Source organism: Ancylomarina salipaludis (genome assembly GCF_004122035.1).
Classification (GTDB): domain Bacteria; phylum Bacteroidota; class Bacteroidia; order Bacteroidales; family Marinifilaceae; genus Ancylomarina; species Ancylomarina salipaludis.
Genome location: NZ_SAXA01000012.1, coordinates 1 through 15,085, shown reverse-complemented (window position 1 = coordinate 15,085; position 15,085 = coordinate 1). Strand labels below are relative to the sequence as shown.

The following is a 15,085-nucleotide window of genomic DNA, read 5'->3' as shown; positions in this document are numbered from 1 at the left end:
AATCTATTCTTCTGAATTTTCAAGAATCAACTCATTTGTTGCAATTTCAATTTTACCTTGCAGTTCAAATAAATCAATCCCCCATTCAGTTTTGTAATATTCTGTTATAATATCAATTTTTTCCAGTAGAATTGATAAACCTCTTGGACCAGACTGATCCTGTTTCAATGTAAGCGAGCCATCTTTGTTTTGAACCAATCCAATACCACACATATACAATTTCAGCTGAAAGTCTGTAAGAATCATATTAACCAAATTACCTGTCACAATACCGTATTCATTCTTCTCTGGCACTGTCCTCTCTATTGGAGTATTACTGTTTTGAACAGTTGTTAGAATTGTAGCAACGATCTCAACAAAATCCTCACTATGTTTTGACATACTATAAGGAGATATAAAGCCAAGTGTATTTGCCTCTAATTCACCATAATTGTACCAGGCTCCGGTATAGTTGCCCTTTGATAAATTCATATACTCGGTAGGGTAACTGATTTTTTGATGCAAAATGTGAGCAAATTCATGATGCATTGTATGAAACGATTTAGACATTTTTTCCAAATCTAAATTGTCAAAAGAGTCTACATCAAATACACTCACCTTTCGTCCCCCTTCAGCAAGACCGAGTGTCATGGTACCATCATCGTTAAACTGAGGTGTTCCAACCAAATAGATAAGTTTAGGCACATAGGTTTTTATAAACTCTTCACCACCAACTTCTTCGTAAGGCTTAATCCATATTTTATATAAAGCCTTCATAAATTGCTCAGCTTTCTCCTTTCTTGGTGGAGTCACATGGAAATTATTATCAACTTCACCATCATCCCATTTCCATTTAATTTCCATATTATAAGGAACAGTGAATGTTTCATACAACCATTTGTCGAATTCACTTTCGTGAACCTGATCTACATAAATAATTGATTCTTCGCGTAAGCCATCCTCTTTATCACAAGAGAATAATGCAAAAATTGACAAAATGCAGATCAGTTTTATATAAATATTTTTCATCAGTCTAATTTTATCTAGGGTTAGCTTCTATGCCTTGAGATTGAGCATTCTGAGGAATTTGCAATTGTTTTCTAGGATCTTTATCACTTAAAAGGGCTTCACTTCCATCGGCAAAATAGTGGCGAACCTGAGTATTAAATCTCTTGTGATCGAACCAACGCATACCTGTATAATAGTATTCTTTTCTTCTTAAGTCATATAAACAATTCATATAGACTCTTTGTGTATCATCAAGTGTGTAAAATGGATTCAAACCATACTTGTAGTTTGATTCTTTATACTCATTTTCCATTTTAGTAAAATCTACCTTATGCGTTACAGAATTATAATTTTTAAGTCTTTTACTTAAGTAAGCGTCCATATCGGCAGTGACTGCTTCATAGTTTTTCAACATGGTATTGGCTTCCATACGTAGGAACAAAGCTTCTTCCACATCAACCAAAACATTCATAATCATGTAATAACCGATATCACTATTCAATCCTGTCTTCTCGGTATGATATCCCCATTTTGCAAAGAAAATGTCCGGGTCACCACCATATAAATCCCAAATCCAATCGGCGCCAACAAAACTCTTTCTAAAAACAAATTTTTGAAATTCAATACTCATGGCGTATTGATAACTGCCATGGAAATAAACGAACCAACTACTATACTGAGGTGTTACAAGTAAGTTTGCTTTTTCGCTCGTTCTCCCCCATTGAATAATTGCTTCATTAATGTCCATTCTGCTATACTCACCAGTAAGATCACGTAATGATTCTGCAGGATTAGATGAAAGAACCATATTGGTGTGTTCCAAAACTTTATCGAACTCACCCTTTAGGCTATAGAAACGTGCAGCAAAAGTATGTGCCGCTTTTTTATTCCAGTGTAAAATTTTATTGTCGTAGGCATTGTCATCAATATATTTTAAACCTTCAACAATATCCTTTTCAAGATTTTCATAAACTTGAGCAACTGTACCACGTGTGTAGGTAGTCAAAACATTTGTTTCTGGTTTTGTTACATATGGAATCCCAAGATCGGTTGTAGCCGTTTCAGGATTATATGTAGGCGACCAAAGGTTAACCAACATGAAATGACAATAAGCTCTTGCAATTAAAGCTTCACCATAAAAAGGTTTTGCTTCTTTTGTAATCTCACCATTGACTTTGCTTTTCTCAATAGCATCCAAAGCATGGTTGGCCTGTTTGATAGCAGAATAGCATCCAGTCCAATATGAATCAGGCGTGTCCTGCGTTGTTAATCTAAAATCAAGCCAATTATAAGCGTCACTATTGATTTCATTTTTCTTTCCACTTTTACCCTTATCAGTTGCATTGTCGCTCATAGCATAACAAAACATCTGGTGATTCTGATCCGGGTAAGCATGAGTTAACAACTCTCCTATTTTTTCTGGAGAATCAATAACTGTTCTATCATCTGGCATCTCATCCAAAAAACTATTACATGAAGTAAAAGCTAAAAGGCAAGTTCCTAGTAATATGTTTATATAATTTCTCATAAGGTCTTATTCTTTACAAATTTAACTTCAGGCTCAATGTATACTGGCGTGATACCGGAAGAGCAACACCACCATTTCCAAAGAATTCAGGATCTTGCCCATTTAATGCTTTATCAGAGTATAACAGGAATAGGTTTGTTCCCGCTGCTTTGATACTTGCATTGCCAATACCAACTTTTTTAAGCATTTTTTTAGGTAGGTTATACGAAAGAGATAATTCCTTTAGTCTAATAAAATCGCCTTTAGCAACTCGCTGATCAGAATAGTTGTAAGCATTATAAGTCGATTCCAAGCCTGTCCCAAACTCTTCGTAAATCCGCTTACTAACAATTGTAGGAATGTTGGTTATTTTTTCATCTCCGGCTTTCATCCATCGGTTTTTCATATCCTGAGGCATCGCATCCAAATCGCTGTATGTTGCATGAAAACTAGGGTAAAGACGAATAACATTACCAAATGAATAGGTGCAAAATACATTTAACGATAGGTTCTTGTATTCAAAGCGATTTGAAATACCACCTGTAATTTTAGGATCGATACTTCCCTCGTATTTTAGATGAGCAACATCCGTATCCTGGAAGTAAATATCCTTGGTCACATTCCCATCCTTATCGTAAAATGTGGGTAAACCTCTTTCATCCAAGCCAGCAAACGGAATTGAAAATAAGCCCCTAACTGCACCCCCCAGAGTTGCTGCACCTTCAGCTTTAGTCAGACTTAAAATATTAGGTTGTCCGTAAAGCTTTGTGATCTCATTTTTATTATAAGCAAAAGTTAAGTTTGTGTTCCACGAAAAGTTATTTATTTCAACATTTCTGGTGTTTAAACTAAACTCAAAACCTTTTGATTCCATATCAGCATAATTCGCTAATTTCCATAGTTCACCACCAATACCACTTGTTTTAATAGCAGCAATTAAGTCGAATCCTTTTCTCATGTAGAAATCAGAACTGATACTGATTCTATTATTGAATAAACCCAAATCGAAACCAAGGTTTGTTTCATATTGTTTCTCCCAGGTTAATTCTGAATTCATCAAATTTGCAACACGTAAACCATTTTGAATTTCATTTGGGAAAGGGGCAACAGTAATACCACTTCTAAATACAGCCTTGCTGTTAGTCGCAGGCCCCATACTTGCAGTCAGACCATAAGTTGCTCTAAAGCTCAGGTTCGATAACCATTCTATATCAGTCAGGAAATCTTCCTCTTTAACATTCCATTTACCACTCACATTCCAGGTTGGTAACCAACGTGAAGCTTTAGAATCTCCTAAACGGTTACTTCCATCAACACGAACGGTTGTGTTTAAGGTGTACTTACCGGATAAACTATAGGCCATATTTGCAAAAAATGCCACAAATCGATCATGAGAATTCGAAGTTCCAAAGTATGGGAAACCAGCTTGAGTTAATTTCTTGATCATATTGGGATCGGTAAAGACAGTATTCCCTTTGTCATATTGTATCCCATAACCATCAAAACCGGTCGCTTCCCTATCTGCAGATCTGACTTCTTGTCCGAGCAATACATTTACCAAATGCTTCTCATTAAATGTATTGTTATAGTTGATTACATTTCTAAAATAGAAGTTCTTCAACATGTTATCTTCTCGATTATAGAAACCTCCTTTTTCAAGAGTACCTACAGGTCTTTCGTTTGGATTTTCAGGATCCGTATATAAATATTTATTAGCATCCTCAATAGTTGCATCTCCAAGACCAGCTCGGTAAGCATTCGCAACATTTGAATTACCCGTCATTTTATGCACCGAAGTTGACTTCACATAGCGCATATTCCCAACAAACTTGTAAGACAGATGCTTATTGAATTGATAATCCAGATCGCCCTGAATACTTAAATCCAAAACATTTAAGTCGATATAATTGTTCTTGAATTCATCCAGAATATTAAATTTTGCATAATTCATTCTATTATATCTGTAAGTACCATCTTCGGCATAAGGAACAATGGTTCTACTGGTATTTAAAGCATATGAAAATGGGTTGATATCAAACTCACGACTGTAATCCCCGTTTACAGCGTCAGAAGTCCGACTAAATGTTCCTGGAGCCTTTTGTTCACGAAAGCTACCTTTGGTTGACATGCCAACTGAAAGTTTATCATTCAATTTGAAGTTACCCTTCATATTGATTGTATATCGATCAACCTGATCTGCAATGGTCCATCCATCATCGTGTAAAAAACTTGATGACACATAAAAATTAGCTGTTTCAGACCCCCCACCTAAACTCACAGAGTGGTTCTGCATTAGGCTATTTTTAAAAAGAAGATCGAACCAATCGGTATTTGCTTTTTCATATTTTTTAAGGTATTCTGCACGGGCATCAGGCGTATTCATTAAACCATATGAACCATTGTTATAAGAATTGATTGCATCGTACATTTGAAAGTAGACACCACCATCTTTACTTCTCATCATTTCAGCATGTCCCAACCATTGCTTGCGTTCCATCTCACGAAAAACAGACATTTGATCCTGAGAGTTTAAGATGTCATATTGCCCATAATTAGGTTTGCTTTTAATCGTGTATTCTGATGTTACATTAACTTTAGCTTTACCTACAATACCTTTTTTGGTTGTAATATTAATCACACCATTCATCGCTCTGGCTCCATAAAGAGCTGTCGCCGAAGCATCTTTCAAGATCTGAAAATCAGCAATATCTTCGGCATTTAAACCCGCAACAGAACTACTAATCAGAGTTGAAACATCACCTGATGATAATTGATCAGGGCTGACATCAATCACATCTTCGAGCACGACACCATCCACAACCCAAAGCGGTTTTGTATCACCATAAATTGAAGAAGCTCCACGTACACGAATTTTTGGTGCTGCACCAAAAGTACCTGAAACGTTTTGTACACTGACACCAGCAACTTTCCCTTCCATCATTCTACCAACATCACTTAATCCGGATACTTTAGCATCTTCAGCATCAAGTTTGGTTGCAGAACCTGCAAATAATTTTCGATCAATTTTCTGGTAACCAGTACTGACAACTACAGTAACCTCTTTCAATTGCTCTGAAGAACTTTTCATCACAATATCCAATCGTTCCTGATTGGTCACCACAATCTCCTGCGATTGCATTCCAATAAAAGAGATCAGGAGGGTTACGCTCTGCCCCTCAGGAATATCCAAAGAGAAGTTCCCGTCAAAATCGGTAGATACCCCATTGCTGGTTCCTTTCACCACCACAGAAACGCCGGGTAGGGTCTCCTTTGTATCGTCGGTAACGGTTCCTAGCAGGGTGCGTTTCCCTTCCTGCTGAGCAGGCACAGGCATCGGATTGGGCTTGATCACAATCACATTGCGATCCAATTCATAAGTCAAACCCGTATTTTCCAATACCCGGTCGAGAACGTCTTTTACCGTTTCGCCATTGGCTTCAACCGAAATATGATGAACGTCTTTGATTTCATTCAGGTTATATAAGAAACCCAATTCAGTCTGAGATTCAATCTCATAAATCAGGGTTTTAATGTTCACATCGCTTAGGTTCAGGCTAACGCGAGCCTGCGACATAATACTCGCATTCAGGTTTAAACTGAAGACAAAAAACAGGAGAATAAAGTTTTTCATAGCAAAGAGCCATTTCCTCCGAACTCCCCCTAAAATGGGAATTCGCAAAAGAAGCATTTTTTTCATAGATTTGTAAGGTTTAGGATTCACATATCATCCTTTATGGATGCTTATTTCTAAATAGCCGGGATATACTGGTACTATATCCCGGTATTTTTTTTATTTCTTATTGACAATCACCACACGATTTTCTTTCATTGTAAACTGCACATCCGTCGTTTTCTCTATCATATCCAACAACTCATTGCAATTTTTAAAGCGAGGTAATTTTCCTGAAAACTGATACGAGCGAACCTCATCAGATTGGAAAAACACATTGATGTTGTACCAACGAGAGAGTTTTCTTAAGATATCGTCAAGATTTTCCTCATTGAATACAAAAACACCCTCGCGCCAACAGGCATATAGTGCGGCATTCACCTCTATAATTTCAAATTGATTATCCGATTTTGAAAACACGGCTTGTTCATTTGGTTTTAACACCTGCTCTACTGACTGCCCGTAATTCGATGAAACTTTCACCTTACCCTCAACCAGGGTGGTTTGAATATTAGCCTCATCCTTATAAGCCGACACATTGAAAGAGGTTCCCAAGACTTCGATATCCATAGGACCGGTTTTCACAATAAAAGGCGCCCTGGCATTTTTAGTCACTTCGAAAAAGGCTTCCCCTTCCAAAATCACCTCGCGTCGGTTATTGGCAAAACGAACCGGAAACTTCAAGCGGGTTTCTGAATTCAACCACACACGGGTGCCATCGGATAAAACCAACTGGTACTCCTCCCCTTTTCCGATCAATAATTCGTTATAGGCTGCGGACGGGGTTTTGTTTTCCTTATCAACAGTTGTATAATTCAGGGTTCGCTCTTTATTTTCGATAATCACCTCATCATTTGCCTCCTTCATGCTCAGTGTCATCTCGTCCAAAGCAATCTTTTTCCCATTACTCAGCACCAAATGTGCTGTTTGCGTACCGGGCTGAATGACCGATTGCGTTTGGGCAAACTGATTGGCCGTATAATTTTGCAGAAGTAAGTAGCCCGCAATCAGCATGGGCAGTGCAATTACTGCAGCATAGCGAGCGACATTCAACCAGGTGCTTTTTAAAGAAATAGTCTTAGGTGCCCTCTTCTTTTGAAAACGCGTCCACTCATCCTCCAGATTAATCCGATTGATGAATTCAAGACGTTTTTCCCGCGCCTGGGCATTCAGCAAATCGTCAAACATGTTTTGATGTGCCTCATCTTCATTCAACCACTCATCCAGTTGAATTTGTTCGTTGGCATCAAGACCTGTCCCTAAAAAACGGGAAAGCAAATTGCTAATATCTATCTTTTCAGATATGTTCTTTTTCATGCGAAATATGAATTTCAAGTAAGATTTTCTTTACTTGTATACTACAGACGACAACATTGACTTGCCGGGTGAGTTCTTTTTTTACTTTTTTTCAAAATTGATTCACAAATACTCCTAAGCCCCTCATTGTTTAAATGATAGAAACCTTTATTTTTTTTCATCCGACAGCAAACTATCCGGACATTTCTCACAAGCTTAGGGCAAAACCCCAAACTCAAAAGGAAATAAAGGATGTAAGAAGGGAAAGCACAAGCTGCAACAAAGACTGTCAGTTGCACGCAAAATGTATAAAATGGTTGGATGACTATTGAGAGCGTCTGCCGATCAAAAAAAAAGACCAAATGACTCCTATTCGAAGAATTGATAGAAATCAATCAGCAAAAAGACAACAAACTGGTGACCGAGAATTTCACGGAGCTTTTTAAAAGCAGTCAGCTTATGTGTTTTAACGGTATTAATCGAGATATTCAACTCATCAGCAATTTCCTGATTGGATAAGGATTTCAGATTGAGCAACACCACTTCGCGAGCCTTGTCGGGTAAAAGTGTAATGGCATCTTCGAGCTGGCGATAGGTTTCCTCCCGAATAATATCAAGAACGACACTATCATCATTCCAAAGGGCTTCATCGCGTAAGCCATCGGAATTCAAATCGTCCCTTTGTCTTTTACGCTTTTCTTTCTTCAGATAATCGAAACAAGTGTTTTTGGTGGCCAGATACAAATAGACCTTTAAAGACTTTTCGGACTCGAATTCGGTAGCCGAATTCCAGATTTTCAGGAAAACCTCCTGTACCATATCCTTCGATAAGTCTTCGTCGTTTACAAATCGGTTGGCAAAAATACACAAGGAAGGAAAGTACTTATTAAAAATACTTTTGAAATCAGTTTTACGAATATCTATCGTCCCTACTTGCTCAATCATTCAAATTATAATTTATGCAAACAAAAAATGCGTGAGGCAAATGTATAAGAAAAGAATTGAATTGCAAAAAAGCTAAACGCCTTAGCAATATGAAATAAAGCAAACATTATTCAAGCTAATAACAGATAAAAACAGGTGATAAAAATGGAACGGTCTGTCCTCAACTTTCGTTGCAGAGCAATGGTAAAAAAACAAAAGGACAGATGCCGCGAATGTATTGGGGTTTTTCATCTAAACCGATCCGACCAAAGAAGAATAAATGAATATCTGTATAACGCCTCTTCCAATCATCCCTATACGGCTTCTGTCCTTTTACCGACTAACTAAAATTCAATCATAAAACAATTGAGAATGAAAAAGGGGTGAGTCTAAGCTGATTTTTTTTTCACATGACAGGTAAATGACCCGAAACCATCCTCATAACAAACTCTTTAACAACTCAATCCCGCTATGAAAATAATTTACCCCAGTCGGGCTTTTACAAATTTGAGAATACCCTAAACCTGATTGGGGGATGAAAATTGATACCCCGAAGCCATACTCCAAGCGGAAAAACCACTCGAATATGAGCCTTTTTTTTATTTAGAATACAACTAAATAGGCCTATTTAAAGAAAAAAATCCACATTCAAAAAAGCTAACATAAGTTTCACTATTTAAATCAAACATTATGATTCAAAAAGCCGAATATGGCTTACCCGAAGCTTACCCGAAGCTTACCCGAAGCTAACCCGAAGGAAGCCCGAAGCTACAAGCCAGCCAAACTGAATTTATTATTGTTTAATAGACATTGAATTAAGATATCTATTTTCACTCCCTGACACATCGATCTCTTAAATGACAGATATTGACATTCAAATAAAATAGGCAGAACTTAGTCCTGGATTTCAGTCGATTCATAAAAATACGAATGATTCAAAATTTAAAACTAAGCATCGTTTGATTTATTAACACTTAAATTATATTCGGATGGCAGTTGTAAAGAAAAATATCGTAACCGATGGCTTAAGTGGTAAGCTCGGTAGAAATTTAGTTTTTAGACAAAGTAATGGGAAAACTATTGTGGCGAGTAGCCCAACACCATCAGGCACATACAGTGAAAAACAGCTAGATCAAAGAAAGGTATTTACTAAGGCCAGCCATTATGCCAAAATTCAAATGGCCGATCCGGTGTTTGGGAAAAAGTATCGTATGGCAGCAAAAGCCAAAGGCTTACGTACTCCAAGCAATCTAGCGGTGCAAGACTATTTGCGGCCTCCTGTTATTGAAAGCCTTAATGCCAGCAATTATCATGGTGAGCCGGGTGATGAGATTATTGTAGAAGCTTATGATGACCTTGAAGTGGAAAAAGTGACCGTTGAAATCTATCATGCCGATGGTAGCCTGGTGGAAAAAGGTATGGCCAGTACCAACGGAAATGCCTTTGAATGGCACTATTCGGCCAGTGTGGCCAATGCTGACTATGCGGGTGATAAAATCATAGTGAAAGCCTTTGATCATCCCGGCAACGAAACCATTAAAGAACTTGTGTTGATTTCAAATAACTAAAATAAGAATCATCCTACGAAAATTCCACAGAGAAAGAATCTGCTCCTGGAATTTTAAACCTCTCGTAAGCCCTGGCTTATAAAAAACGCTCCCTTCAGGATACAGGCCTGGAGGGAGCGTATTTTTTTACAGTATGATGAGCGAAAACCTCCTAAAAACATCGAACCTCATGATCAATTATTAGGCTAAGTGATTACTATATCCAATTTTTAAATCACACAAATACAAAACACAAAAAAAGCTGCAGATCAATCTACAGCTTGACAATATTTTTAAAATCACGCCAGCAAAAAGGCCTCATATGGCAATATCCCCTTTGCTAAAAGCTTCGCAAAACAATGCATTCCCCATAAAGTAGCAATTCTGTGAACGGTTACGTCAACCTACCGAATGTTAGCTCCGCTGTTCTTCGAAATATGTTGGGCGGTTCCCGCCACACGAAAGCTTAGTTGTTAGGCATAGTAATTCTCCTTTTTCCATTCATCTTGAATGCTTGGCTCAAGTAATCTCTCTTCAGGTTGCCATTCTGGATATTGAACAATACTCCAATAACCATTTAATATTTCCTTAATGATTGACAATTCACCATATTGGGCAATTATAATTATAAAACATGCAGAAATTGAATTTATTAAATCTTGTAATCTTGACTTACTAAATTCATTATCTCTATCATGCTTAATAGAATTATAATTATAATACCATTCTAATGATTTTGTTGGACAGTTTGAATCCCAACCTGAAAATGGTGATATCCCAGTTAATTCAGGATAGTATTTAAAAGCCACCTTATATTGATCCAGTTTTAATATTCCTTTTAATTTTATGAAATCTCCTGTATTATAAAATCCCTTAGTCGGTTTAATATTATTTGCCTTTAGTATGCCTGATATTTGTGCTTCAAATTCTGTACACGCTAAGATGATTAGATTTCTAATGTCAAAACCGTAAACAGAAAAATTATTTTCACATGGATATACTGTCCTAAATACCTTATCAACTAAATCAATTAATGTGCGTAATTGTTCTAATGTGTTTATTATTTGTGTATTATCATTCTTTATACCATTTGTAAATTGTATTTTATCAAAGGATGATTTAGGGAAAGTATCTTGTAGAGAATAGACCGGTGTAAATATTCGAGGATAATATCTTCCGCGTTTCTGCGAAGTTTTAATTGCATTGAGTTCAAAATCAGTATTGTTTAATAATGAATTATAGTAACCATCTCTTGTTAGTGCTGTGCAAATATCTTCTTCATCAAGGAGTTGTATTGTCTTTTCTTCGATATGCACCTCTGTTATTTGATTATTGTCTTTCTCCCAGAAACCAAGTAGCTTACTATCTTCTATACGCTGTGTGATAGTTTCTTTCTTTTTTTTCTGCACTTTAATAATTTCGAATATTTCAGTCATTTTTCTTTTATAATGCCTAACGGATGGCTCTATGTAACGTAGGCGCCTTAGTTGATTTATGTTTCAGATTTTATAAAAAGGCAAGGTAGCTATTTTAGGATTACATTTAACTATAACTATTCTAAAATGGCTACCTTGCCGTTACTCTTAAAAGCACAAAACCTTCGAAAACCCGCTACGTGCCTATGTTATATGAGCGCATGTTAGCCACTGGCTTTTTTTCATTTATTTAAATTTTCGACTATTTCATGATTTCCTCTGATTCTAATTCCAGGCTTTCTTTTTTCTGTTTCAAGATCAATTTCAACGATTGTTAATCCTTTGTAATTATTATTCAGATATTGTGCTTTGGAAACATCAATGACTTCAACATAGATGAAATATGACTCGTCAAATTCAATTCCCTCGATGTCATAAATGTATTTATCGTTTATTTTGAATAAAGTTGATTTGCCTATCCTTTTAATATCAGTATATTCTTTTATTAAAATTTTTAATGGTATTAAAGAAAGGCATTTGTCTTTTGTAAAAATATAAACCTCTCCATTTTTGCTTTCTTTTTCTACACTTATTGAGTCGATGCTCGTTGGATTTAGATAGACTTTTTCAAGACTAAATTCTTTTGAGTTAAGAAAATATTTTGGAGACTTAGATTCTTGTCCATGTACAGAAATATGCATTAGAACAAAAAGCATTAAAGTTATGATAATTCTCATGAGATTTGATTGTTTATTAGTGAGTTTTCAGGCTTGTGGCTAACGGTCTTGCTAAGTTTTCGTGGGCGATTTAAAGAACCAACCCTTTCAAACTGCGCGGAAGCAAGCCGCATATATTTGTTTATATTTTTTGCAAACCAAATCTAGGTGGCTTGCTGGTGTTTATTAATTGAGCTAAACTCTCGAACTACACATCACCGCCCATGAAATTTAGCTTTTGTTATGCCTAGTTTAACTCTCAAATTATTGATCCAACTAATCTCTGTTTTAGCCCACTCTTATCAAACACCCATACAATCTGATAAGCTCCTGCTCCGTCACTATTCCATTGATATACAAAAAATGTCCCATTTGATTCATACACTGAGAAAGAGTTATCACATTCATAAATATCGCTGAAAAACACTTTATGAACCTCTAGATTCAGTCCATTAATTTCAACAGAGATATTATTAACTTCAGTCTTCGGGAAATCTCCATCTGTTCCCCAAACTGGTCTCCCGTCAATTGATGTTATCCAACGATCATCCTGTTTCCCTACAATGCGATTAGTCTGATCAAAAGCTTTTATTTCATAATTGAATTTAAAATTTGTTCCAGTATAGCTTTTTAAACTATCTAGAGGAAGAAGTCTTGACTTATGAATAAAACCCTCAATTTCAGTTGGATCACTATTACCTAAACTAAACTTGTTCTTCGGAATATAAATTGAAATCCAGTCTTGCTCTTTATCTGTTGATTCAGAGTTATACCAAAATACTTCTCCTCCATATATTTTATGAATCACTTTAGCATTTCCATTCGGTTCTTTACGCACATTGGTCCAGCCATCTGAATCTTTTATTAACGCAACTTGACCAAATGTCAGTTGTGTCATCATAGTAAAAAGTGTGATTAATAATATTCGTTTCATCTCCTTTAAATTAGGCATAACGGTCTTGCTAAAATTTGTGGGCGATTAAAACAGTTGTCTTATCAAACCGCTAAAAAAGCAAGCCGATTAAATTTGCTTATATTTTAAACAAACCATTTTTAATTGGCTTGCTGGTATTTCTTAATTGTACTAAACTTTCGAACTGCTTATCAGCGCCCATGAAATTTAGCTTTTGTTACCATTAGTTTTTCAAATTCTGTACTTGATTAAGAATTGAAAATATTTGTTATATTCTTTAACTTGTCCATTATGTGTAGAACCTAATTCTAAAATACTAGTCAAGCCGTGACTATAACGAATTCCAATGTCAACCTTTTTTAAAACTTTATAATTCAGCCCTATAATACTAGATAATTCAAACCGTTTGTCGTAAATGTCTGTTATGTCTATTTTTGAATCATCTGATTTCATTTTTGCACTCAAAAGGTATGAAAATTCAGGACCGATTGAAAAATATAACTTTTCAGTAGCAAATAGCTCAGCTAAGAGAGGAACTTGAATGTAATTAAGTTGTGAATAGTCAAATTCACCTTCTTCTAAAGAATAAAAATTTTCTTTACTTCCTTTTTGTATAAAACCTGGTTCAATTGAAATCCCCCAAAAATTTTTGCTTTTATATTTAATAAATGCATTTAGATTTAATGTTGTTTTTGCGTCGTATATTTCTTTACCCAATTCTTTTTTAGATAATCTTTTGTTAGATGAATTAACACCAAACATAACTCCATAGTTATATTCTTGAGCAATAGAATTCAGTGAGCTAATTAAAAATAAAGTAATTATAAATACAGATTTTTTCAATTTTAATAAAATTTTCATTTACGTGTTTTAATTAATGGTAACATATGTGTAAAGTGTCATGCACTTTATATCTCTTATGTGACTCCAACTGCCGCCCTTCTGTTTAAGGCGAGTATACAGTTAAAGCAATAAAGAGAAAGCTTTATTTTCTCGCAAAAGGCATCTTCGTTTACAAAGCTAATAAATTTATGAAAAGCAGATGAAAAACAAGCCATTCGGATCAAACAAATCCATTGGCAAACATAAAATAGAATAGGTCTGCATAATTATGGCTGCCTCAAGGGAATTTGTTTCCAGCAGGCGGCCTTATTCATCAAGTGGGCAATCTTAATATTCGGGGGGTAAATGTGGGAAAACAGAGATCTTAAAGGAAAGGAACTCCCACTGCGGCCTATAAGCTCAAAAAATTCCTGAAATTCGTTACCAAAAAAGGCAAAACAGTAAGCAATCAAGCCAGAAATCAATTTTCTGTATTTAGGGGTCAACTCGGCTTAATTAACCCGATTTTAAGAAGCTAAAAAATTAAAAACAAGACTTGAACATCTAGAATCAGGGGCCTTTAAACAGCCCCTAAATCAAGCTAATTTTCTAAATAATTCTTTTTTACAGCAATATCAGGGAGTTGTGCAACGGTTACTTTTGTTAGCAAACGTAATTTCAGTTCGTCTTAAAGTTTGTTTCTATATACTGTTTGAGCTCGTGATTAATAATATCAATTTGATTAACTCTTCTTACTTTGTTTCCAACCAACTTAATGTCAAGAAAGTTATTACCAAATCTTTGTTTTAATTCCAAGGATTTTATATCATCCATTCTAATTTCATCTTTAGTACTTCTAAAGAATGTCAAAATTAAAATTGTAAAATGGGCAATGCCTATAAATAAACCGGTCCATAGTAAAAATTGGTCACTGGTTTTCATGAATCTCAAAACTGATGTTATCCCATAAATAGTCCAAAGACTAGAAGAAAAAACTCGGAGTCTATATTGTTTTTTTGCATTGTCTAATATGATTATTTTTTCATCATCAAATGAAATCTCACCATTCTTAAGTTTATATGTTTGTTTCATTGGGGATTGTTTTTTTATGTTTGCTAACGTATGTGTAAAATGCAATGCACTTTATATCTCTTATGTGACTCCAACTGCCGCCCTTCTGTTTAAGGCGAGTATACAGTTAAAGCAATAAAGAGAAAGCTTTATTTTCTCGCAAAAGGCATCTTCGTTTACAAAGCTAATAAATTTATGAAAAGCAGATGAAAAACAA

General features: G+C 35.6%; 11 protein-coding genes. 1 reads left to right on the top strand and 10 read right to left on the bottom strand.

Translation table 11 applies throughout. The features are described from left to right. Nucleotides 1–3: 3 nt before the first annotated feature. From EO244_RS12665 to EO244_RS12645, 5 genes are all read right to left on the bottom strand, one after another. A complete protein-coding gene (locus tag EO244_RS12665) occupies nucleotides 4–1,008 on the bottom strand; it encodes a substrate import-associated zinc metallohydrolase lipoprotein (RefSeq protein WP_129255053.1) in 1,005 nt (334 codons plus the stop codon). Nucleotides 1,009–1,018: 10 nt separating this feature from the next. Beyond that, nucleotides 1,019–2,515: a RagB/SusD family nutrient uptake outer membrane protein gene (locus EO244_RS12660; RefSeq protein WP_129255052.1), complete on the bottom strand. Its 1,497-nt coding sequence runs from the start codon at nucleotides 2,513–2,515 to the stop codon at nucleotides 1,019–1,021. A 13-nt stretch (nucleotides 2,516–2,528) separates the two neighbouring features. Beyond that, nucleotides 2,529–6,191 carry a SusC/RagA family TonB-linked outer membrane protein gene (locus EO244_RS12655; protein WP_206734560.1) on the bottom strand — a complete coding sequence of 1,221 codons (3,663 nt, stop codon included), beginning with the start codon at nucleotides 6,189–6,191 and terminating at the stop codon, nucleotides 2,529–2,531. A 93-nt stretch (nucleotides 6,192–6,284) separates the two neighbouring features. Then, entirely contained in the window at nucleotides 6,285–7,481 is a 1,197-nt protein-coding gene (locus EO244_RS12650; protein WP_129255051.1) for a FecR family protein, read from the bottom strand. Nucleotides 7,482–7,829: 348 nt separating this feature from the next. After that, nucleotides 7,830–8,405 carry an RNA polymerase sigma-70 factor gene (locus EO244_RS12645; protein ID WP_129255050.1) on the bottom strand — a complete coding sequence of 192 codons (576 nt, stop codon included), beginning with the start codon at nucleotides 8,403–8,405 and terminating at the stop codon, nucleotides 7,830–7,832. A 968-nt stretch (nucleotides 8,406–9,373) separates the two neighbouring features. Between EO244_RS12645 and EO244_RS12640 the strand changes: the two genes are divergently transcribed. Then, entirely contained in the window at nucleotides 9,374–9,952 is a 579-nt protein-coding gene (locus EO244_RS12640) for a hypothetical protein (RefSeq protein ID WP_129255049.1), read from the top strand. A 452-nt stretch (nucleotides 9,953–10,404) separates the two neighbouring features. On the opposite strand, the gene EO244_RS12635 is transcribed toward EO244_RS12640, so the two are convergent. The 5 genes from EO244_RS12635 to EO244_RS12615 form a co-directional block, all read right to left on the bottom strand. Then, the gene (locus tag EO244_RS12635; RefSeq protein WP_129255048.1) at nucleotides 10,405–11,367 is read right to left on the bottom strand and encodes a hypothetical protein; all 963 of its coding nucleotides are present in this window, start codon (nucleotides 11,365–11,367) and stop codon (nucleotides 10,405–10,407) included. A gap of 221 nt (nucleotides 11,368–11,588) precedes the next feature. Next, on the bottom strand, nucleotides 11,589–12,083 hold the full coding sequence (locus EO244_RS12630; RefSeq protein WP_129255047.1) for a hypothetical protein: 495 nt from the start codon (nucleotides 12,081–12,083) through the stop codon (nucleotides 11,589–11,591). A gap of 238 nt (nucleotides 12,084–12,321) precedes the next feature. Then, nucleotides 12,322–12,996, bottom strand: a complete 675-nt coding sequence (locus tag EO244_RS12625) for a hypothetical protein (protein WP_129255046.1) — start codon at nucleotides 12,994–12,996, stop codon at nucleotides 12,322–12,324. A 210-nt stretch (nucleotides 12,997–13,206) separates the two neighbouring features. Then, the gene (locus EO244_RS12620) at nucleotides 13,207–13,836 is read right to left on the bottom strand and encodes a porin family protein (protein ID WP_129255045.1); all 630 of its coding nucleotides are present in this window, start codon (nucleotides 13,834–13,836) and stop codon (nucleotides 13,207–13,209) included. Between the two features lie 639 nt (nucleotides 13,837–14,475). Continuing rightward, nucleotides 14,476–14,889: a hypothetical protein gene (locus EO244_RS12615; protein ID WP_129255044.1), complete on the bottom strand. Its 414-nt coding sequence runs from the start codon at nucleotides 14,887–14,889 to the stop codon at nucleotides 14,476–14,478. Nucleotides 14,890–15,085 lie beyond the last annotated feature (196 nt).